Source organism: Paraburkholderia sp. 32, assembly GCF_050435345.1.
GTDB lineage: Bacteria > Pseudomonadota > Gammaproteobacteria > Burkholderiales > Burkholderiaceae > Paraburkholderia > Paraburkholderia tuberum.
Genome location: NZ_JBNDKD010000003.1, coordinates 15021 through 35272 on the forward strand (window position 1 = coordinate 15021; position 20252 = coordinate 35272).

General features: G+C 61.8%; 18 protein-coding genes. 7 read left to right on the forward strand and 11 right to left on the reverse strand.

All coding sequences use genetic code 11. The annotated features are described in order from the left end of the window. Position 1: 1 nt before the first annotated feature. From OKW26_RS22645 to OKW26_RS22670, 6 genes are all read left to right on the forward strand, one after another. Positions 2-1090 (forward strand): ABC transporter ATP-binding protein, encoded by a 1089-nt coding sequence (locus OKW26_RS22645; RefSeq protein WP_184063068.1) that lies wholly within the window; start codon positions 2-4, stop codon positions 1088-1090. 12 nt (positions 1091-1102) lie between these two features. Next, complete coding sequence (locus tag OKW26_RS22650) at positions 1103-1810, forward strand: GntR family transcriptional regulator (protein WP_184063065.1); 708 nt, start codon at positions 1103-1105, stop codon at positions 1808-1810. Positions 1811-1995: 185 nt separating this feature from the next. Continuing rightward, positions 1996-3126, forward strand: coding sequence for a porin (locus OKW26_RS22655; protein ID WP_429355291.1), 1131 nt, complete (start codon positions 1996-1998; stop codon positions 3124-3126). A 114-nt stretch (positions 3127-3240) separates the two neighbouring features. Further along, positions 3241-4701, forward strand: a complete 1461-nt coding sequence (gene gabD / locus OKW26_RS22660; protein ID WP_429355292.1) for an NADP-dependent succinate-semialdehyde dehydrogenase — start codon at positions 3241-3243, stop codon at positions 4699-4701. Positions 4702-4738: 37 nt separating this feature from the next. Then, on the forward strand, positions 4739-6118 hold the full coding sequence (locus OKW26_RS22665; RefSeq protein WP_429355293.1) for an MFS transporter: 1380 nt from the start codon (positions 4739-4741) through the stop codon (positions 6116-6118). A 28-nt stretch (positions 6119-6146) separates the two neighbouring features. Further along, complete coding sequence (locus OKW26_RS22670; protein ID WP_429355294.1) at positions 6147-7721, forward strand: methyl-accepting chemotaxis protein; 1575 nt, start codon at positions 6147-6149, stop codon at positions 7719-7721. An 86-nt stretch (positions 7722-7807) separates the two neighbouring features. Here the strand turns inward: OKW26_RS22670 and OKW26_RS22675 are convergent, their stop codons facing one another. The 6 genes from OKW26_RS22675 to OKW26_RS22700 form a co-directional block, all read right to left on the reverse strand. After that, entirely contained in the window at positions 7808-9220 is a 1413-nt protein-coding gene (locus tag OKW26_RS22675) for a purine-cytosine permease family protein (protein ID WP_429355295.1), read from the reverse strand. Between the two features lie 107 nt (positions 9221-9327). Continuing rightward, complete coding sequence (locus OKW26_RS22680) at positions 9328-10797, reverse strand: aldehyde dehydrogenase (RefSeq protein WP_429355296.1); 1470 nt, start codon at positions 10795-10797, stop codon at positions 9328-9330. 12 nt (positions 10798-10809) lie between these two features. Next, positions 10810-11847 carry an LLM class flavin-dependent oxidoreductase gene (locus tag OKW26_RS22685; RefSeq protein WP_102633969.1) on the reverse strand — a complete coding sequence of 346 codons (1038 nt, stop codon included), beginning with the start codon at positions 11845-11847 and terminating at the stop codon, positions 10810-10812. 11 nt (positions 11848-11858) lie between these two features. Next, entirely contained in the window at positions 11859-12782 is a 924-nt protein-coding gene (locus tag OKW26_RS22690) for a flavin reductase (RefSeq protein WP_128598349.1), read from the reverse strand. A gap of 1 nt (position 12783) precedes the next feature. Next, the gene (locus OKW26_RS22695) at positions 12784-13602 is read right to left on the reverse strand and encodes an alpha/beta fold hydrolase (RefSeq protein WP_429355297.1); all 819 of its coding nucleotides are present in this window, start codon (positions 13600-13602) and stop codon (positions 12784-12786) included. Continuing rightward, positions 13571-14173: an amino acid synthesis family protein gene (locus OKW26_RS22700; RefSeq protein ID WP_184063051.1), complete on the reverse strand. Its 603-nt coding sequence runs from the start codon at positions 14171-14173 to the stop codon at positions 13571-13573. Before OKW26_RS22700 ends, OKW26_RS22695 begins: the two co-directional genes overlap by 32 nt. A 250-nt stretch (positions 14174-14423) precedes the next feature. Here OKW26_RS22700 and OKW26_RS22705 point away from each other — a divergent pair, with 250 nt between their 5' ends. Further along, entirely contained in the window at positions 14424-14717 is a 294-nt protein-coding gene (locus OKW26_RS22705; RefSeq protein ID WP_429355298.1) for a DUF1330 domain-containing protein, read from the forward strand. Between the two features lie 236 nt (positions 14718-14953). On the opposite strand, the gene OKW26_RS22710 is transcribed toward OKW26_RS22705, so the two are convergent. The 5 genes from OKW26_RS22710 to OKW26_RS22730 are packed head-to-tail and all read right to left on the reverse strand — an operon-like array spanning position 14954 to position 20219. Further along, positions 14954-16621, reverse strand: a complete 1668-nt coding sequence (locus OKW26_RS22710) for an electron transfer flavoprotein-ubiquinone oxidoreductase (RefSeq protein WP_429355299.1) — start codon at positions 16619-16621, stop codon at positions 14954-14956. An 11-nt stretch (positions 16622-16632) separates the two neighbouring features. Continuing rightward, positions 16633-17307 carry a HutD/Ves family protein gene (locus OKW26_RS22715; protein WP_429355300.1) on the reverse strand — a complete coding sequence of 225 codons (675 nt, stop codon included), beginning with the start codon at positions 17305-17307 and terminating at the stop codon, positions 16633-16635. Next, positions 17307-18239, reverse strand: a complete 933-nt coding sequence (locus OKW26_RS22720; protein WP_429355301.1) for an electron transfer flavoprotein subunit alpha/FixB family protein — start codon at positions 18237-18239, stop codon at positions 17307-17309. Before OKW26_RS22720 ends, OKW26_RS22715 begins: the two co-directional genes overlap by 1 nt. Continuing rightward, a complete protein-coding gene (locus OKW26_RS22725; RefSeq protein WP_429357120.1) occupies positions 18236-19009 on the reverse strand; it encodes an electron transfer flavoprotein subunit beta/FixA family protein in 774 nt (257 codons plus the stop codon). Before OKW26_RS22725 ends, OKW26_RS22720 begins: the two co-directional genes overlap by 4 nt. Before the next feature lie 22 nt (positions 19010-19031). After that, positions 19032-20219 carry an NAD(P)/FAD-dependent oxidoreductase gene (locus OKW26_RS22730; protein WP_429355302.1) on the reverse strand — a complete coding sequence of 396 codons (1188 nt, stop codon included), beginning with the start codon at positions 20217-20219 and terminating at the stop codon, positions 19032-19034. Between the last annotated feature and the right edge of the window lie 33 nt (positions 20220-20252).

Consider the following 20252-nt stretch of genomic DNA (forward strand, 5'->3'; position numbering starts at 1 on the left):
CATGACTTCCGCATTCCTGCAAATCCAGCGCCTGCGTAAGACCTACGACGACGTCGTTGCCATCGACCAGGTTTCGCTCGATGTGCGCAAGGGCGAGTTCATGACCTTCCTCGGGCCGTCGGGCTCGGGCAAGAGCACGACGCTCTATATCGTCGCGGGTTTTCAGGAGCCGACTGAGGGTCGCGTGCTGCTCGACGGCAAACCGCTGCTGTCGGTCGCGCCCAATAAACGCAACATTGGCATGGTGTTTCAGCGCTACACGCTGTTTCCGCATCTCACCGTCGGGCAAAACGTGGCTTTCCCCTTGCGGGTGCGCCGCCGCCCCGAGGCGGAGATCAAGAAGAAGGTCGAGCAGATGCTCGCGCTGCTTCATCTCGCGGAGTTCCGCGATCGCATGCCCGGCCAGCTCTCGGGCGGCCAGCAACAGCGGGTGGCGATTGCGCGCGCGCTGGCGTACGACCCGCCTGTGCTGCTGATGGACGAACCGTTGTCCGCGCTCGACAAGAAGCTTCGCGAGGAAATCCAGCTCGAATTGCGCCGCATCCACCAGGAGACCGGCGTGACGATTCTCTACGTGACGCACGACCAGGAAGAGGCGTTGCGTCTTTCGGATCGTATCGCTGTGTTCAACAAGGGCCGCATCGAACAATGCGGAACCGGCGAAGAGCTCTATGAAAATCCGGCTTCGCGCTTCGTCGCCAACTTCATTGGCAATTCGAACTTCCTGCCTGTTCGCATCACCGCGCGCGACGCGGCGCAATCGAGCGCCGTCTTCCCGAGCGGCCATGCAATCGCGGCCACCGGCGATGCCACGCTTTCGGTGGGCGGCGACGGCACGCTGATGGTTCGCCCCGAGCAGATCCGCATTCGCGCTGCCGGGGCGGCCAAAAACACGGCGGGCTTGCCAGTTACCGTGCGAGACATCACCTATCTCGGCGACGCCATGCACTACTCGGTGACGACGCCGTGGGCACAGGACATGTCAGTGCGGATGCCTGCGGGAGATCATCGGGACAGTGGGATCGTCATCGGCACGCAGGCCTGGATCGACTGGGATGCGCGCGACACGAGGCTGTTCGCGCAGGCTTGATCGGATACAGCAATGCACCAACCGATCTCGTCCCTGAAAGTTGAGCGCCGAACGACCACGCTCAGAGCGCTTGCGCTCGAGAAAATGCGTAGCGCCATCCTGGACGCGCGTTTTCAGCCAGGCGCCCGGCTGGTCGAGCGGACCTTGTGTGAAGAGCTGGGCGTGAGCCGCACGGTCGTGCGCGAAGTGCTGCGCCATCTGGAGACGGAGGGGCTCGTCGATACCCTGCCGAATCAGGGGCCCATCGTTGCCGTGCTCGATCTCAAGACCGCAACGGAGATTTACGAAATTCGCGGCCTGCTGGAGGGCGAAGCGGCGTCCGCCTGTGCGCGGCTTGCCGACGCACGCACCGTCGACGATCTGGACGCACTGATCGACAGCATTCAGCTCGCTTTCGATGACCGGGACTATCGCGCAGTGCTGGCGTTCACGACGGCGTTTTACGAGCGCATGTTCACCGCGGGCCACAAACATGTCGCGTGGGAAATCGTCCAGTCGCTGACGGCAAGAATCAACCGTCTGCGAGCGTTGACCATCGCGTCCGACGATCGCGGCAGCCAGGCAGTTCTGGAAATGCGTCAGATCCTGGCCGCGATACGCGCGGGGGACGCGGTCGCCGCGCACAGCGCCGCCGTCACGCACATCAGCGGGGTGGCGGAAATCGCCAGGAAGCTGTTGGTTGAAGGGCAGGGGCTCTTGCTCCTGAAACGCGCGGGGTAATCTTCGGGCCCTTTGCTCCTTGCGCAGAAGCGGCGATAGAAAAGAAAAAACGGCTCGGTACGACGAAGCGTTCAGAAGAAAAAAGCACGTTCACCCACACGCCCCCACGTTTCGTGGCGGGTTAGCAGCGCATTTGACAAGGAGAGAAGAAGGCATGAAACGTCGTGATAAAGAAGAACATTGCTATGTGGTTATTGGCGGGGAGCGCTTTCGTCGCGTTGAACGCGCACGCGCAATCGTCCGTCACGCTGTATGGCGTGATCGACGAGGGCATCGACTACGTCAGCAACAGCGGCGGCCATTCGCTTTGGCGCATGCGCGACGGTACGTATGACGGCGTCTATGGCAGCCGCTGGGGTTTGAAGGGCAGCGAGGATCTCGGCGGCGGTCTGAGCGCGCTGTTCAAGCTGGAATCGGGTTTCAGCACGGAAAACGGCCAAAGCCGCCAGGGCGGACGCCTGTTCGGCCGTCAGGCCTACGTAGGGCTTTCGGATGCGCATCTCGGCACGGTCACGCTCGGGCGCCAGTACGATTCGGTGGTCGATTATCTGCAACCGCTCACCGCGCCCGGACAACTCGGGGGACCGCTCGTTCATGCTGGTGACATCGACAACACGGACAACTCTTTTCGCGTCGACAATTCGATCAAATACGCGAGTCCGAAGATCGGCGGCCTGACCTTTGGCGGCCTCTATTCGTTCACCAATACGAACGCGCCCGGCCGTGGAACGACCGGCTTGTGGAGCCTCGGGGCGAATTACGCTTTTGGCGGGTTCGACATCGCGGGCGCTTACCTGTACGCGAAGCATCCCGCGGCACTTCTGACCGACGGAAATTACGTGAGCAACACCACCGGCGCGGCGATTGGCGCGAGCGGCCCGTTCAGCTACGTGGGCAATCCGGCCAATGAGCAGATCTTCGGTGCGGCGATCAACTACGCGCTGGGTTCGGCGACGCTCGGTCTGGATTACACCGACACGAAGTTCAACGACGCCAACGGCACGCAGGGCACGGTGATTTTTGCGAACTACGAAGCGTGGGGCCGCTACAACCTGACGTCGGCGTGGTACGTCGGTGCGCAGTACGTGTACACGCACGGCAACGTCGGCTACGACCAGTCGATTCCGATTTACCACCAGGTGGGACTCACGACGGCCTATGCCTTGTCAAAGCGCACCTCGCTATACGCGATGGGCGTCTGGCAAAAGGCAGCGGGCGCGGCGTCGAATGCCGACATCTTCGATGGCGCAGTCGCTTCGGCTTCGTCGAACAATCATCAAACCGCTGTGCGCATCGGCATGTATCACCAGTTTTGATCGTGGTGGGCTCCGTCCTCACGCGGAGCACGATGTCGCCCCGAGTATGAATTCGCGCGATCCGGCTTGCAGCGGGTCGCGCGACACTTTTTTGCAACCCCTTTAGGAATGACCATGGAATTGGCAACCCAGTTGAAGGATCCGCTGCTGTTTCGACAACAGGCCTACGTCAACGGCGAATGGCAAAGCGCAGCCAACGCCGAAACATTCGAGGTTCGCGATCCCGCAACGGGCGCGATCGTCGGCAACGTTCCTTTGATGGGCGCGAGCGAAACACGTCAGGCGATCGACGCAGCGAACGCGGCCTCGCCCGCGTGGCGCAAAAAGACCGCGAAAGAACGCGGCGCCATTCTGCGCAAATGGCACGATCTGATGATGGAGAACGCCGATGATCTTGCGCTGATCCTGTCGACGGAGCAGGGCAAGTCGCTTGCGGAAGCGAAGGGCGAAATCGGCTATGCCGCGTCGTTCTTCGAATGGTTTGCGGAAGAAGGCAAGCGCGTGTACGGCGATACGATTCCGACGCCGTCGAGCGACAAGCGCATCGTCGTGGTGAAGGAGCCGGTGGGTGTGTGCGCCGCGATCACGCCGTGGAATTTCCCGGCCGCGATGATTACCCGCAAGGTTGGACCCGCGCTCGCCGCCGGTTGCACCATCGTCGTCAAACCCGCCGAAGCGACGCCGTTCTCGGCGCTGGCGCTGGCCGTGCTGGCCCAGCGTGCGGGCGTGCCGTCCGGTGTGTTCAGCGTGGTGACGGGCGACCCGAAGGCGATTGGTGCGGAGCTGACGTCGAATCCCGTCGTGCGCAAGCTCTCGTTCACGGGATCGACGCCGGTGGGCCGCCTGTTGATGAGCCAGTGCGCGTCGACGGTCAAGAAAGTGTCGCTCGAACTCGGCGGCAACGCGCCGTTCATCGTGTTCGACGATGCCGACGTCGATGCGGCCGTCCAGGGTGCCATCGCATCGAAGTACCGCAACAGCGGGCAGACGTGCGTGTGCACGAACCGCTTCTACGTGCACGACACCGTGTACGACCAGTTCGCGGAAAAGCTCGCCGCAGCGGTCAGCCGCCTGAAGGTCGGACGCGGCACCGAACCCGATGTCGCGCAAGGCCCGCTCATTAACGAGGCAGCGGTGCAGAAAGTTGAAGCCCATATCGCGGATGCACTCGCGAAGGGCGCGTCCGTCGTCACGGGCGGCAAGCGTCATGCGCTCGGCCACGGCTTCTTCGAACCGACGGTGCTCCGGGACGTCACCCCGGCGATGCAAGTCGCGAAAGACGAGACCTTCGGCCCACTCGCGCCGCTCTTCAGATTCAGCAGCGACGACGAGGTGATCGGCTTCGCGAACGACACCGAGTTCGGTCTCGCATCGTACTTCTACAGCCGGGACATCGGCCGCGTCTGGAGGGTTGCGGAAGCGTTGGAGTACGGGATGGTCGGCGTGAACACGGGCCTGATTTCGAACGAAGTCGCGCCGTTCGGTGGCGTGAAGCAGTCGGGCATGGGGCGCGAGGGTTCGCACTACGGCATCGACGATTATGTCGTCATCAAATATCTGTGCATGGCGGTTTGACCTGAAAAAAGCGGGGTGCAAAAGCGGACGCTCGAACATGAATACCTGGTCATCCGGAAACAATGAAGCGGGCGCGGCCCGTTTGCACGACACGGCGCTCGATCGCACCGAACCCGGCGCGGTGAGCATATCGTTGCCGGTAACGATACGCGTCGTCGCGATCTGTCTGGCGATGATCCTCGCCGAAGGTTACGACGTCGCAATTTACGGCGCCGTGCTGCCCATGCTGACGCATGGCACGAACTGGTCGCTCTCGCCATTCCAGTTGGGCGCGATTGCGAGTTGCTCATTAGCGGGCATGATGATCGGCGCGATGTGTGCCGGCACGGTGAGCGACCTGATCGGCCGGCGCTGGGTATTACTCGGCAGCGTGGCGCTGTTCTCGGCCATGATGGCTGCGGCGGCGCTGGCGCCCACGCCCACGGTCTTCGTCGTCGCGCGTGTCGTGGGCGGGTTGGGGCTGGGCGGCGTCGTGCCGACCGCCGCGGCGCTCACCGTCGAATATTCTCCACCGCACCGGCGCTCGTTCAACTACGCGTTGATCTACACCGGCTATTCGCTCGGCGGCATTCTCGTCGCGCTGCTCGCGATCGCCTGGTTGCCGACGCATGGCTGGCGATGGCTGTTCGGCCTGGGCGCGCTGCCTCTGCTGCTGGTGCTCGCGGCGGGGCCTTCGTTGCCGGAGTCGATCGATTTCCTCATTGCACGAAAACGTTTTGACGAAGCGCGGTCGCTGGCGCGTGCGCTGCGGATCCGGCACGCGTGGCTTGAAAACGAGTGCGGCGGCGACGCAGTACGTATCGCTGAAAAAAGCGCCCCCGCGCCTGTGCGTTCGTTGTTCGATCGCTCCTTCATTCATGCCACGCTGGCGTTCTGGCTCGCGATGTTTATGGGCCTGCTTCTCCTGTACGGCCTGAGCACGTGGCTGCCGCAACTCATGCGCAAGGCGGGCTATCCGCTCGGGTCGAGCCTCGCATTGCTCATGACGCTCAATCTTGCCGCCGCGCTGGGCTCGCTGTCCGGCGGTGCGTTGGCCGATCGCATCGGTTCGAAACGCGTGGTCAGCGTGTTGTATCTGCTGGCGGCTGCGAGCCTATGCGCGTTGCCGTTTGCCCATGGCGTGGTGCTCACGTATGTGCTGGTCAGCATCGCGGGGGTTGGCACGATCGGCAACACCATGCTGCTTGGCGCTTATATCACGCAGTACTACCCGCCTCACAGTCGGGCGACGGGAATCGGCTGGGCGCTCGGCATAGGACGCTTCGGCGCGATCGCAGGACCATTGATCGGTGGCGTTCTGGCGCAATGGGACGTCGTGCTCGCGTGGAACTTCTTTGTGTTCGCTGCCGCGGGTCTGCTGGCGGCAATCGCCGTGCTGATGGTACCGGGCAATCGCACAAGGCCGATACGAGACTGAACTACAACCACAACTTGCCAGTTTCAACATGAAAATCATTAAAAGCGTCTCCATCTCCAGCAAGATCTTCATCGCGTTTTCAGGCGCGATTTTCGTTTTTATTGTCAGCGCGTGCGTTTGTCTTTACAGCGTTCGGGCCATTGATCAGAAGCAGAAAGAGATCGAAGCATCGGAACAGATGTTGCGTCTTTTGAAAGACGGGACGGGCGACTATCTCAACATCATCTGGGCGGTTCTGGCGAACAACCTCAACGGGAAGGCGTCACACAGGCAATGGATCGTCGATCACCGCCCAGACTTTGGCGAAAAATTGACGAAGCTCCGCGCGATGGATCCCACGCCCGAAGGTGCGGCACTGGTCAACGAAGGTCAGCGGGAATACGACGCGTGGGTAAGAACGGTCGTCTACCCGCTCGTGGATATGCGCAAGAAGGTGGACGCTTTTTCGGTGAACGTGAGCGACCTCTCCGCGTTGACCGAAAGTTTCGGCTCATATCTGGGAACCGAAAAACTGATTGCGGCGGTCGGAAAGCTGGAAAGCTATGAGCAGCAGAGAGTGGCGGCGAATCGTGCTCAGCTCGATACGCTGCGCACCTCGATTTACGCTAGCGTGCTCTGCGCGTCGTTGATTGCCGTGCTCGCGTCGATTCTCGCAGGACGATGGCTATCGCGCACGATTTCCCGGCCGTTGAAACAGGCCGTATCGGTGGCGACGTGTGTCGCCGAAGGCGATCTGACGAATCGCATCGAAGCGACGTCGACGGACGAAACCGGACAATTGATGCTGGCCATGAAGGCGATGAACCAGAGTCTCGCGGGCATCGTGGGCGGAGTTCGCTCCAGCGCCGATCGCATTGCGTCTGCGTCCAGCGAGATTGCCGTTGGTAATCTCGACCTGTCTTCGCGCACCGAGGAGCAGGCGAGTTCGCTGGAGGAGACGGCCGCGAGCATGACGCAACTGACCGAAACCGTGCGCCAGAATGCGGACAACGCACGTCAGGCCAGTACACTGGCGACGCGCGCGTCCAGCATGGCGGACGCAAGCAATGAAGCGGTGCACGGCATGGTCGAGACGATAGAACGCATCAGCGGCAGCTCGGACCAGATTTCGGAAATCACCGGCGTGATCGAAGGCATCGCTTTCCAGACGAACATCCTGGCCTTGAATGCGGCGGTCGAAGCCGCGCGCGCAGGTGATCAGGGACGCGGGTTTGCCGTCGTGGCGAACGAGGTGCGCGCGCTCGCCCAGCGCTCGGCAACAGCGGCGCGGGAAATCAAGGAACTGATCGGGTCATCGGTGGAGACAATCCAGAGCGGAGCGAGGCGGGCGCATAACGCAGGCGGCACGATGACCGAAGTGAAGCTCGCGATCAGGCAGGTGGCCGACATCGTAAGCGAGATCGCGGCAGCATCCGACGAACAAAGCAGGGGCATCGAGCAGGTGAACCAGGCTGTGAACCTGATGGACAAGGTCACGCAGCAGAATGCGGCGCTCGTCGAGCAGGCTGCCGCGGCGGCCCAGTCGCTGGAAGACCACGCGATGGATCTGAAAAATGCCGTTGCGGTATTCAATCTCGCGGATCACGCTGGGCAACACGCGTAGACCGTAGCGGCAACGCAGAACCGGCTCGTTGCAGCAACGAGCCGGCTGAAGATCGCAAATCAATAAACGCGATTCAACGGGCGCGGTTACTCGGACGCCGTGGCGCCTGCTGGAGCGCGGCGCGGGGAGCGTGAACCGTTGGTCGGCGCGAGCAGGTAGTAGGCAAGCGCCGTCGCAACGAGGCCGACCATCCAGGAAACGTCCGCACCGCCAAGCAGCGACGCCCAAGGGCCGTGGAAGAAGCTCTCTTCCATGAACGGCACCTGAACCGCAATGCCGAAGACGTACAGTGCGATCGCCGTCACATTGAACGAGCCGTACATGCCGCCGTCACTGCTGATGATTTCAGCGACGTGGTAGTGTCGTTTGTTGATGAGGTAGAAGTCGACGAGATTGATCGCAATCCACGGCGCGAGCACGATGCGCATCGCGAAGATTGCATTCAGGAAGATCGCGATGAAGTTGCTCGACGCCCACAACGCGGTGACGGTGGACCCGATCAGCAGGATCGTCGACACGACGACGCGAACGTTGCGGCCAGGCATCCAGTGCGGACGGAACGTTTGCGCGGCGGTGATGAAGGACAGCACAGCGCCGTACAGATTCATGCCGTTATGGCCGATGATGTTGACGAGGAAGAGGAAGATCAGCACATAGCCGAACATGCCCGTCTGCGTGCGGATGGCCTGCATGGCGTCGGTGGTATGGCCGGTACTCACGGCGACCACGCCGAACACGAATGCGAAGATCGTTCCCAGCGACGTGCCGAAGTAGGTGAATGCGAAGGTCTTGACGAACCCGGTGGAGCTCGGCAGGTAGCGCGAATAGTCGGACGTATACGGTGCGAAGCTGATTTGCCACACCGCGCAGAGTCCGAACATCGCGAACCAGCCGGAGAGATCGAAATGGCCCTGCTGGAAGACGTGGGCGTCGAAGCCCGGCGCCATCAGGATCATGCCGATCAGGAGCGCGCTGCCCATGAACCACGCACCAACCTTGTTGAAGCGATGGATGAAGTGATAGCCGATCACGCCGACCAGCGTCGCGAGAACGACGCCCATCACTGTCGCAACCGGCACGGGAACCGACGGGATAGCGGCGTGCAGCGTTTTGCCCGCGAGAATGATGTTCGAAACGAAGAACCCGAGATAGATCAGCGTGGTGAATCCCACCACGAGCAACGACCCATACCGGCCGAATTGCGCACGGCTCTGAATCATCTGCGGCACGCCGACGAGCGGCCCCTGCGCGGAGGTGAGGGCGTGGAAAATCGCGCCGAAGAATTGCCCGACGACGATGGCAAGAATGGCGCTCACCAGATCCAGGTGGAAGATCAGCACTGAGGTAGCGCCGGAAATCACGGCCAGCGGCGCGACATTCGTGCAGAACCACAAGGTGAAGAGATCGACCGGTTTGCCGTGCCGGTTTTCCGGCGCAACATACTCGATCGAGTTGCTTTCGATGGTCAGAACGCTGTTATCGTTCGCCGGGTTTGTCATCATGTCTCCATTTTTATACCAGACTGCGCCGCACCACGAACGCAATGCGTGTGGCGACAGCGCAGCCTTTACGGCTTTGAATCGATACGGCAGGGGAGCGCGCCCGTCTAGCGCATCACGAACGGGTCGCTGATCGGGTCGTCCGAGGTGCGAAGCCACACGGACTTCGTCGTCGTGTATTCGAGCGCAGCGGCGAATCCGCCTTCACGGCCATGCCCCGACAGTCCGAAGCCGCCGAATGGGACGAGCGGCGAAACCGCCCGATACGTGTTGATCCAGACGATGCCCGATCGAACGCGCTTTGAAACGCGATGGGCACGCGTGAGATTGGTAGTAAAGATGCCGGCTGCAAGACCGTAGGCTGTGCTGTTTGCCTTTTCGATTGCTTCCTGTTCGGTGGCGAACGTATCCACCGAAAGCACCGGCCCGAAGAGTTCCGTCGTAATACTGTCCGCGTTCGCGACACCGGTACAGTCCAGAATCGTGGGCGCGTAGTAGAAGCCGGCGCGCTCGATAGCCTTGCCCCCCGTCAACACTTTGGCGCCCTGGCGCACGGAGCTTGCAACGACCGACTCGATATTACGCAGTTGCCGCTCGGTGCAAAGCGGCCCGTATTCCGTTGCCATGTCGTTGGGCAAGCCGACGAGAATGCGCGAGACGCGTTCGACCAGCAACGCAAGAAACTCGTCCTTGACGGATGCTTCGATCAACAGACGCGAGCCCGCGACACAGCTCTGACCGCTGGCAGCGAAAATGGCCGCGACCTGTGCATTCACGGCGCTTTGAATGTCGGTGTCAGCGAATACGATGAACGGCGATTTGCCGCCCAGCTCCAGCGAAACCTTGGCGAGGTTATTCGCCGTGTTCGCGACAATATGCTTCGCGGTTTCGGGGCCGCCCGTGAAGGCGACTTTGTCCACCTTTGGGTGGCTGCTGAGCACGGCGCCGCATTGCGCGCCAAAGCCCGTGACCACGTTGACGACACCCGGAGGGAACCCGGCTTCGTGGACCACGCGAGCGAATTCGAGCAACGGGCCGGGCGCTTCCTCGGATGCCTTGAGCACCACCGTGCAGCCGGCGGAAAGCGCCGGCCCGAGCTTCACTGCGGAGAGGAACAACTGGCTATTCCATGGAACGATCGCGGCCACCACGCCAACGGGTTGGCGGTCGAGCCAGACCTGCATGTCCGGCTTGTCGACGGGAATATGGCTGCCTTCGAGCTTGTCGGCAATGCCCGCGTAATAGCGGTAGTACTCCGCCACGTACGCGATCTGGCTGGACGTCTCGCGGATGATCTTGCCGGTATCGTTGGTTTCAATTTCAGCGAGTCGCGGCGCAGCCTTTTCGAGGAGTTCGGCAAGCCTGTACAGCAGTTTTCCTCTGGCCGACGCGGTGATGCCGGCCCACGCAGGATCGGTCAGCGCACGGCTGGCGGCGTCCACGGCGCGGTTGACCTCGTCGTTCCTGGCCTCGGGCATCTGCGCCCACACTTCGCCCGTAGCCGGGTTCACGCTTCCGAACGTCGCGGCGCCCGATTCGAACTGGCCGTCGATATAAAGCTGAAAATGAAAACTCATGGAATTACGCCCTCACTGAAAGGCCGGCATCACGTCGTTGATCATCCGTTCGAGCGACGCCTTCTTGCGCTCGAAGCTCATGCCGGTGTCGATCCAGAAGGAATACTCGTCGAAGCCGAGCGCTTCGTATGCCTTCAGGCGCGCGATCACCTCATCGGGCGTACCGATGACGTTGTTCTTGCGCATGGCTTCCGGCGTGTAGAACGGGTGAGCGGCGATTTCTTCCTTGCTCAGCGACTTGATCATGCCACGGCTCACCGGACGTTCGTTCTTGAACCATGCGCCGAAGTAGTTATAGAAGACGTTCACTTCGTCGGCCGCCAGTTGCGCGTCGTCCTCGCTGCTCGCGACATAGGTGTGGCGCAGCAACATGATCTGCGGGCGAGGCATGTCGCTGAATTTCTCGCATGCCGCGTTGAAATGGCCGGCGAGCTTCTCGACTTCTTCGTCGCCCATATGCAACGGCGTGACCTGGACGTTGCAGCCGTTCGCCACGGCGAACTCGTGGCTGTTCGGGTCGCGGGCGGCTACCCAGAGTGGCGGGTGCGGCTGCTGGAGCGGTAGCGGAGACGAAGTTGTCGAAGGGAATTTCCAGAACTCGCCTTCGTGCGCGTAATCGCCTTCCCACAGTTTTTTCACTGCCGGGATGAGTTCGCGCATTCTCTGGCCGGCACCCCATGCATCGAGGCCCGGCAGCAGACGTTCGTATTCGAACGAATACGCGCCGCGTGCGATGCCCAATTCCAGACGGCCGTTGGTGATGATGTCGGTCATCGCCGCTTCGCCAGCAAGCTTGATCGGATGCCAGAATGGCGCGATGACCGTGCCGGTGCCCAGCCTGACGTTCTGGGTCTTGTTGGCCAGATCCACGAGGTTGAGGAACGGATTGGGCGCGATCGTGAAGTCCATGCCATGGTGCTCGCCGGTCCAGACGGCGTGCATGCCGCCCCGGTCCGCGATCTGACAAAGCTCGACCATCTCGTCATAAAGCTGTTTCTGACTGGTCTGGTCGGAGACGCGCTCCATGTGCACGAAAAGTGAAAAACGCATGGGGTAACCTTTCAGGAAAGAAGCGGGCGGACGGTGCCCTGGCTATGGTCGCCGTAGTACATGCCGTAGCTCTTCAACTGGCTTTCCTTGCGGTAGCGTTCGAGCATGCTGGCGACGGCGGCGTCCTGGAACTGATTCGAGCCGATCTCGTCGAGGCTCACGAATTCGCCCGCAACAGCGGCCTCATCCGGCGCGCTGCAGAGAAACGAGATGTACTGGTAGTGGGTTTCGGTGTTGTTGTACGCCGAATAGATGAAGCTTGCCGATGCGTCCGGCTGGTACTTCGCGAAGATCTCGGCGAGTGCCTTGTCGGCGCCTTCCTTGCCGATTTCTTTCGAAGGCAGACGCCATCTGTTGTCCGCGTCGCGCGTGAGCAGCACCTTGTCGTCCCGCGCGATGATCGCGCTCACGATGACTTTCGGGCCGGCGATCACTTCGGCCGATACCTTGGCGGGCGTGAAATAGCCGCCGCGGTAATAGCCGAGGCCCGCGTAGCCAGCAGAGTGGAATGCCTCGACCTTGCCGACGATGAGCGCGTGGTCGCCCGCATCGATCACCGTGTGCGTTGTGCAGTCGAACCACGCACTGACGTCGCCGATGAGCGGGTTGTTGTTCGCGCTCAGATGCCAGTTCACGTCGGCGAAGCGATCGTCGCTGGGCCGCGCGAAGGTATTCGACAAATCCTTCTGGCCTTCCGCGAGAATGTTGATGGCGAAGTGTCCCGTCGTGGAAAACGTCTGGTAGTTGCTCGACGTCTTTGCGATGCTCACGAGCAGCAAGGCCGGGTCCAACGAAACTGACGAGAACGAGTTTGCGGTAAAGCCGAGCGGCTTGCCGTCGTCTCCTGCCGTCGTCACAATCGTGACGCCTGTCATGAAGGCGCCGAATGCATCGCGCAGTTCACGAGGATTGATTCTGGCGGTCTCTTGGGTCATATCACACTTCCGATTTCAACGTTTCGGCGAGATGCTCGGTCTGCAGCCAGACGCGCAGGGCGCGATTGACTTCCTCGGGGGCGGTCAGGTTCACCATATGGCGCTCGTTGCGGATTACGACGGCACGACCGTTGTGGGCGGCACTGGCCATCTGTTCTGCCATCTCCGGGGTCGAATTCGCATCATCCGAACCGGTGAGCACGAGAGCAGGGCAGGCAATCGTATGCCAGCCGTCGGCATACACTTCATCGCCACTCGCGAAGGCCGTATAGGCCGTGGCGTAACTTGCCAGATCGACGGATTTCAGCCAGGACTCGACCTTTTGCGCCGCGATGTGCTGCGTTTCCCCGGCATTGAACCAGCGCTTGAGCGGTGTCTCGACGTCAATGGTTCCCGATCGAAGTTCGGCCGCGCGTTGCAGTACGGCGTCGCGGGCCTCCGGTGTTCGACGATACACGCCGTTCAGAACGGCTACGCGCCTGACCAGATCGGGCCGTGTGACGGCCACGCCCGCGGCAATCAATGAACCCATCGAATGACCCGCCAGATTGACGGGGCCTGCGTCCAGTGCTTCGATGAATTCGATGGCCCAATTCACGAATTGCTGCAATCCGGCATTCACGTCCAGCGCGGTGCTCGTGCCGTGCCCGGGCATATCGACCGAAATTACCCTGAATTCGGCCGACAGATCGTCGATCTGCGGGTGCCACGCACGCGCCTGCATGCCCACCCCATGAATCAGGACCAGTGGCTCCCCAGTTCCCTGCTCGAGATAGTGCGCGACGCGATTACTTGACAGATGCAGGATTGTTGAGGTCATTTCCGAGTTCTGCCAGATCTTTGTAACGATCGCCAATGCGGTGATGCGGACGGCCGCCGGTCGATCCGCCAATTGCAATAACCAGTTCGTCCGGCGCCGGCGCATCGGCGATCGCGAACTGTAGCGTCAGGTAATGCGAACGGCGGCCTTCGTCGTTCTTGTCCATCATCGGGATCAGCAGCGGCGCATTTGCCGGGCCGCGCGTGTTGTTGAAAGCCAGATACGACTTGGCGCCGACGGCCGTGCGATAGATGTTGCCGAAGTGCAGCGTGTGGATCAGCGCGGACGCATGCTCGAGCTCACCGTCGAGGCCGACAATCGCGCTCTTGCCGAACGCCTCGACCGCTTCGCCTGACCCCGCCTCGTCAAGGATGAGCTTCGTGAGGTGCTCGCTGAGTTGCGGCGCGATTGCGCGAATCTCGGACGACAGATCTTCGACATAGCCTCGGCCTGCCCACGGGTTTTTGATGACGGCCGCCGCGCCGATCATCTTCAGCGGCTTCGCGGCGGCTTTGTCGCCATCCACGAAGACCGTCTCGACATGGAGAATAGATTTGCGAATCAGGCTCATGGCAAGGTGTCCCAAGGTCAGTTGTTGATGTAAAGTATTGTGGTATGCCATAGTACGGCGTACCATGAGTGTTAACCCTAGCGCACGGATGGCGGCCCAGAAAATGGCGTCGCCCGCGCTCAGGACATCAAATGCACTCGTGCGAGGGTCAATGTGCACTGACGAGCGTCGCGCGAAGGAGCCGGAAATTCGACGTCGGCGTGTCAGGCGGTAATGGCTAAGAGATCTTTGAAGGTGGAAAGGAGGAAAGATGACTGCATACTGGATTGCTCATGTCACCGTGCTCAACCCTGTGAAATACAAGGATTACACCGACATCGCACCGCTGGCATTCAAGAAATTCGGGGCGGTTTTCCTGGCGCGTGGAGGCGCGTCGAAAGTGCTCGAAGGGGAGTCGTTCGAGCGCCACGTGGTTATCCAGTTCAGCGACATGCAAACAGCGCTGAATTGCTACAGTTCACCCGAATATCAGTCGGCCAAGCAGGCGCGAGACGGACACTGCATCGCGCAAGTGTCGATTGTCGAGGGCTTAGACGGCGGATAGGCTTGCGGAGGTCCGTATTGCGCAAGCGAGATCATGAAGGTCTAGTGCCGTTCAAGAGGCTGCTTTGATGTTTATGTCAGTCACTGCCTGCGACCGTCGGCGCGAACCGCTTACTCTCGTTTCTTTGTAATACGTTGAAAAGGCCCTGTGCCATGGTGGTGGCAAATGCTTGTTGATTCGTCAGTGTTTACGAGACAGCGGCTTCAAAGTTGAAGCCGCTTTCTAATTTGACATGGTCACATGTTCGAATAATTGGGGCCGCCGCCACCTTCCGGCACGACCCACACGATATTCTGTGTCGGGTCCTTGATGTCGCAGGTCTTGCAGTGCACGCAGTTCTGCGCATTGATGACGAGCCGCTCGCTGCCATCGTCGTTCTTCACGAACTCGTACACTGCAGCGGGGCAATAACGCGCCTCCGGCCCCGCGTAGGTCTGGCAGTTCACGTTCACCGGCACCGTCGGATCTTTCAGCGTCAGGTGCGCCGGCTGGTTTTCTTCGTGGTTCGTGTTCGAGATGAACACCGAGGAGAGCCGGTCGAACGTCAGCTTGCCGTCCGGCTTCGGATACGTGATCGGCTTGCACTGCGAAGCCGGCTTCAGCATCTCGTGATCGGAATGCTGGTGGTGCAGCGTCCACGGCACGTTGCCGCCGAGCAGCGTCTGCTCCAGACCGACCATCAGCGTGCCAAGGTAGAGACCCTTGCTCATCCACTGCTTGAAGTTACGCGCGCGATACAGTTCGGTGTACAGCCACGACGTCTTGAAGGTTTCCGGGTAGGCGCTCAGTTCGTCGGCCTGACGGCCGGCCTGCACGGCGTCGAACGCGGCATCGGCGGCGAGCATGCCGGTCTTGATCGCGGCGTGCGAACCCTTGATGCGCGACGCGTTCAGGAAGCCCGCGTCGTCGCCGACCAGCGCACCGCCCGGGAACACCAGCTTCGGCAACGACATCAGGCCGCCCGCGGTGATCGCGCGCGCGCCGTAGGACACGCGCTTGCCGCCTTCGAGAATCGCGCGGATCGCCGGATGCGTCTTGTAGCGCTGGAATTCCTCGAACGGCGACAGATACGGATTCGAATAGCCGAGGCCGACCACGAAGCCGACCACGACCTGGTTGTTGTCCATGTGGTAGAGGAACGAGCCGCCGTACGTGTCGTTTTCGAGTGGCCAGCCGGCCGTGTGCATCACCAGACCCGGCTTGTGCCTGGCGGGATCGATCTCCCACAGCTCCTTGATACCGATGCCGTACACCTGCGGATCGACGCCGTCGCGCAGCTTGAACTTCTCGTTCAGCTGGCGGCCGAGGTGGCCGCGCGCGCCTTCGCAGAACAGCGTGTACTTCGCGTGCAGCTCCATGCCGAGCTGGAAGTTTTCGGTCGGTTCGCCGTCCTTGCCGATGCCGAGGTTGCCGGTCGCGACGCCCTTGACCGAGCCGTCGTCGTTGTACAGCACTTCGGCCGCCGGAAAGCCCGGGAATATCTCGACGCCGAGCGCCTCGGCCTGCTGACCCAGCCAGCGCGTCACGTTCGCGAGGCTGATCACGTAGTTGCCGTGGTTCTTGAAATTGTCCGGCAGCGCCCAGGTCGGCACGCTCTTCGCGCCCGTCTCCGAGAGGAACAGGAAGCGGTCTTCGGTCACGTCGACCGTCAGCGGCGCGCCTTTTTCCTTCCAGTCCGGGATCAGCTCGGTCAGCGCGCGCGGGTCCATCACCGCGCCGGACAGAATATGCGCCCCAATCTCTGAGCCTTTTTCGAGGACGCACACGCCAAGCTCGACGCTTTTTTCCGCCGCCAGCTGTTTCAGGCGGATCCCCGCGGACAGCCCAGCCGGGCCGCCGCCGACGATGACGACGTCATATTCCATCGACTCGCGAGGACCGTACTGCTCAATGAGGTTGTGCATGGTCGAATGCCTTATTGCGCGGGCGTCCGGACGTTCGGTTCGATCGCAATCGACACCAGCTTTGCGCCGGGGCCGACATGATGCAGATCCAGCTCCTCGCTTCGGCCTTCGATCCAGATGCCATGCATCGGCGACAGCGTGACGTTCTTCAGCAACTCACTCGACAGGCTCCATCGTCCGGAGAGACTGATCAACAGTTGCACGCTTGCTGGCGTGATCCGCAGCGCGTTCGTCGCTACACTGACTTGCGTGCGGCAGGCTTCGCGCCGGGCCATCACGTTGAGTACCTGAACGGGCTTCGTCGGCAAGCTGACCCATACATGCAGGTCGCCGGAGAACTGCACAGGCTGGCCGGTTCGCGCGAGCAACTGGCCATCCTGCGAATGCAGATCGACTGTGCCGTCGTCGATCAGCAGCAGCGTGCGTTCGAAGCCAGGGAATTGCGAAAACCGCGCGGCGCCCTTAAGGTCCGCCAGACTCACGCGCCAGTCGGCTACGCCCGCCGGATTCGCACCACGAGCGAGGGTGCGGGTCGTACCGCCGCCGTTGACCCATGGTTCGGGCGAGACCGACGTGCAGTCGAGAAAGCGGACCGACGGCAGGTTGTCGTCGGCACGATGCGTTTTCAGATGACCCAGCGCTTCGCCGCTATAGCGCGAGATGGGGTTCGGAAGGTCGAGTTCCATCACGCTGCCCCTGCGCCGGCGTGGGCTTCGAGTTCACTTAATACATCGAACAGATCGCCGACGATGCCGTAATCCGCCACCGAAAAAATCGGCGCGTCCGGATCCTTGTTGACGGCGACGATCACCTTCGAATCCTTCATGCCGGCCAGATGCTGGATCGCGCCGGAAATGCCGAATGCGAAGTACACATCGGGTGCGACGGTTTTGCCGGTCTGTCCCACTTGCGTGGCGTTCGGCGCATAACCCGCATCCACGGCGGCTCGCGATGCGCCGAGTGCGGCACCTATGCGATCGGCGAACTCGCCGAGACGGACCATGTTGTCTTTCGATGCCAGTCCGCGGCCGCCCGAGATGACGACACGTGCCGTGCTCAGATCGCGTCCGGATTGTCCGGATGCCTGGCGCTCCAGTAGCTTCGTTTTCTTGAACGCGGCGACCGGTTCCGTTTCGACAATCGCGGCGGCACCGCCCGATGCCCGCGCCGCAACGAAAGATGAGGTTCGTACCGTGGCAAACGTCACGCGCGCTGTGACCGATACTTTGGCGATGACGCTGCCCGCATAAAGACCTCGCGTGAAGCGGCCTTGCGCGTCGATGCCGGTCACGTCCGCGAGAAACGCGCCATCGGTTAGCGCAGCGGCACGCGGCAACGCACTGCGGCCGAGATTGCGGTGACTCGCGACGATCAGCGTGTAATCGTGAGAGACGGCCTGAAGCTGCATGCCGAGCGTTTCGGGTACCTGAACATGAGCCACATCGCCCGTGATGGCGAGCACGCGCTCCACGCCGGTGATGCTGGCCGCAGCGTGGGCGCCTGCTGCCGGTACCAGGACGTCGACCGGCAAACCACGTTGCAACGCCGCAGTGACGGCGCGCCGCGTCGATTCCGCGAGCTCGCCATGCTCCCATTCCCCTACCACAAGGCTTCTCATACCGGTGCTCCCAGGTTGTCCAACGGACGCTGTGCGGCGAGCGCATCCAGCAGCGCGACGGTATTCGCGACCTTGATGCCGCCCTCGCGCACAGGCGGGTCTCGCAGTTCGACGATCGTCGTGCTCGGCGTCAGATCTACGCCGAGCGATGCGCCGTCGATCGTCACAAGCGGTTTCTGCTTCGCCTTGACGATGCTCGGCAGCGTGACGCGACGCGGCTCGGCCAGACGCAAGTCCGCGCTGATAACGCTCGGACCGTCCAGTTCCCACACGGATGTGCCGCCGTCATCGCCACACGTCACCTGCCAGTGAGCGTCGCGTGCGGACAACGCGCTTGCGTTCAGCGCCTGGGACCAGCCAAGCAACGCCGCGAGCATGGCGGCGACGCCGCCAATGTCGTTGTCGATTGCCTGCTTGCCGCATAGGACGAGGCCGAAGTCGCTCGTTGCCATGTACGCGCGCAGCGAGCGCGCGACGGCCAGCGAGTCCACGGTGGCGCTGGCGGCGCCAGTGTCGATCAGCACGGCGTCGTCGGCGCCCATCGCGAGGGCGGTGCGCAACACGTCCTGGCTGGTGGACTGGCCGCACGTCACCACCGTTACCTGGGAGGCCACGCCTGCCTCCCTGAGTTGCAGCGACTTTTCGACCGCGCATTCGTCGAAGGGGTTGAGCGACATCTTCAAACCGGTTGTGTCGATCGCGCCGCTCGTGCTGACCCGCACGCGCACGTTGGCATCGACGACCCGTTTGACGGGAACGAGAATTCGAATGGTCATGTGGATAGGCTCCGGATCAGGACACGGCGCCCGCGCCGTATTTGCCGACCAGCAGCGCGCCGCTCGCGAACCGGCTCAACGCATAGGGGTCCAGCGAAACGTCAGTGGGCAGTCCGAGCGCATGCTGCGCGAGAATCTTACCGACCCCCGGCGACAGCTTGAAACCGTGTCCCGAGAAACCGAATCCCACCACCAGTCCTTCGATATCGCCAACTGAGCCGAGCACCGGATTCCAGTCGGGCGTGACGTCGTACACACCCGTCCATGACGACGCCAGACCTGCGGTCTCATAAGCGGGAAAGCGTTCGGCGACTTGCGCTCCGACTTCTCCGACGTAATCGAGCGAGATATCGCCTTGCTCGGTCTCCGGCGCATTCAACGTTTCGCCGACCACGCCTTCGGACACGAGCATCTGGCTGCCGCCATAGCTGCGGTAGTAAAGCATCCCGGCTGAGCCAAGATCCTTGAACGCGGGCATCTTGAACGAATAGGCGGCTGCGTCGCATTCCAGTGCAAGCACCGTATGACGTTCAGGCTTGACCGGCAATTCGACGTCCATCCACGCGGCCATCTCCGGCGTCCAGATGTTCTGCGTGCTGATCAGCGCGCCGCAACTGAACGAGCCCGCCGACGTCTGAACCCCAACCACCTTGCGGCCTTCGCGCACTACGCCGGTGACGCTCACGCCCTCCATGATCTTGACGCCTTGCCGGCGCGCCGCGCGAGCGAAGCTGGTCGCAACCAGATACGCGTCGGCGAAGCCCGCTTCCGGCTCGTAGCCGATCAACGCGGCGTCGTCGAATTGCGCGATCGGCAGGCGTTCGCGCGCCTCGGCCCGGTCCAGCAGTTGGACCTCGATACCCATGTCCTGCTGTGCGGTCAACGACGCGCGCAGCGGATCGATCTTGCCGCCGTCCGGTGCGGAAATCATGTAGCCGCATTTGACGAGACCGCACGACGCTTCGTCGTCGCCAACATATTCGGCGAAATTGTTGAAAGCCCACCACGACGAGCGAGCCAGTTCGACGTTCTGTTTCACCGAATAATGGGTGCGCAACAGACCGGACGACTGTGACGTCGTGCCCGCGCCAATGGTGCTGCGTTCAAGCACAAGCACGCCTTTCGCGCCGAGCGCGGCCAGATGATGGGCTACCGAGGCTCCGATCACACCGGCTCCGATCACAACAAAATCGTAATGGCTCATGTGAACCTCTGCGTTGAAGATGGAGCCGATTCT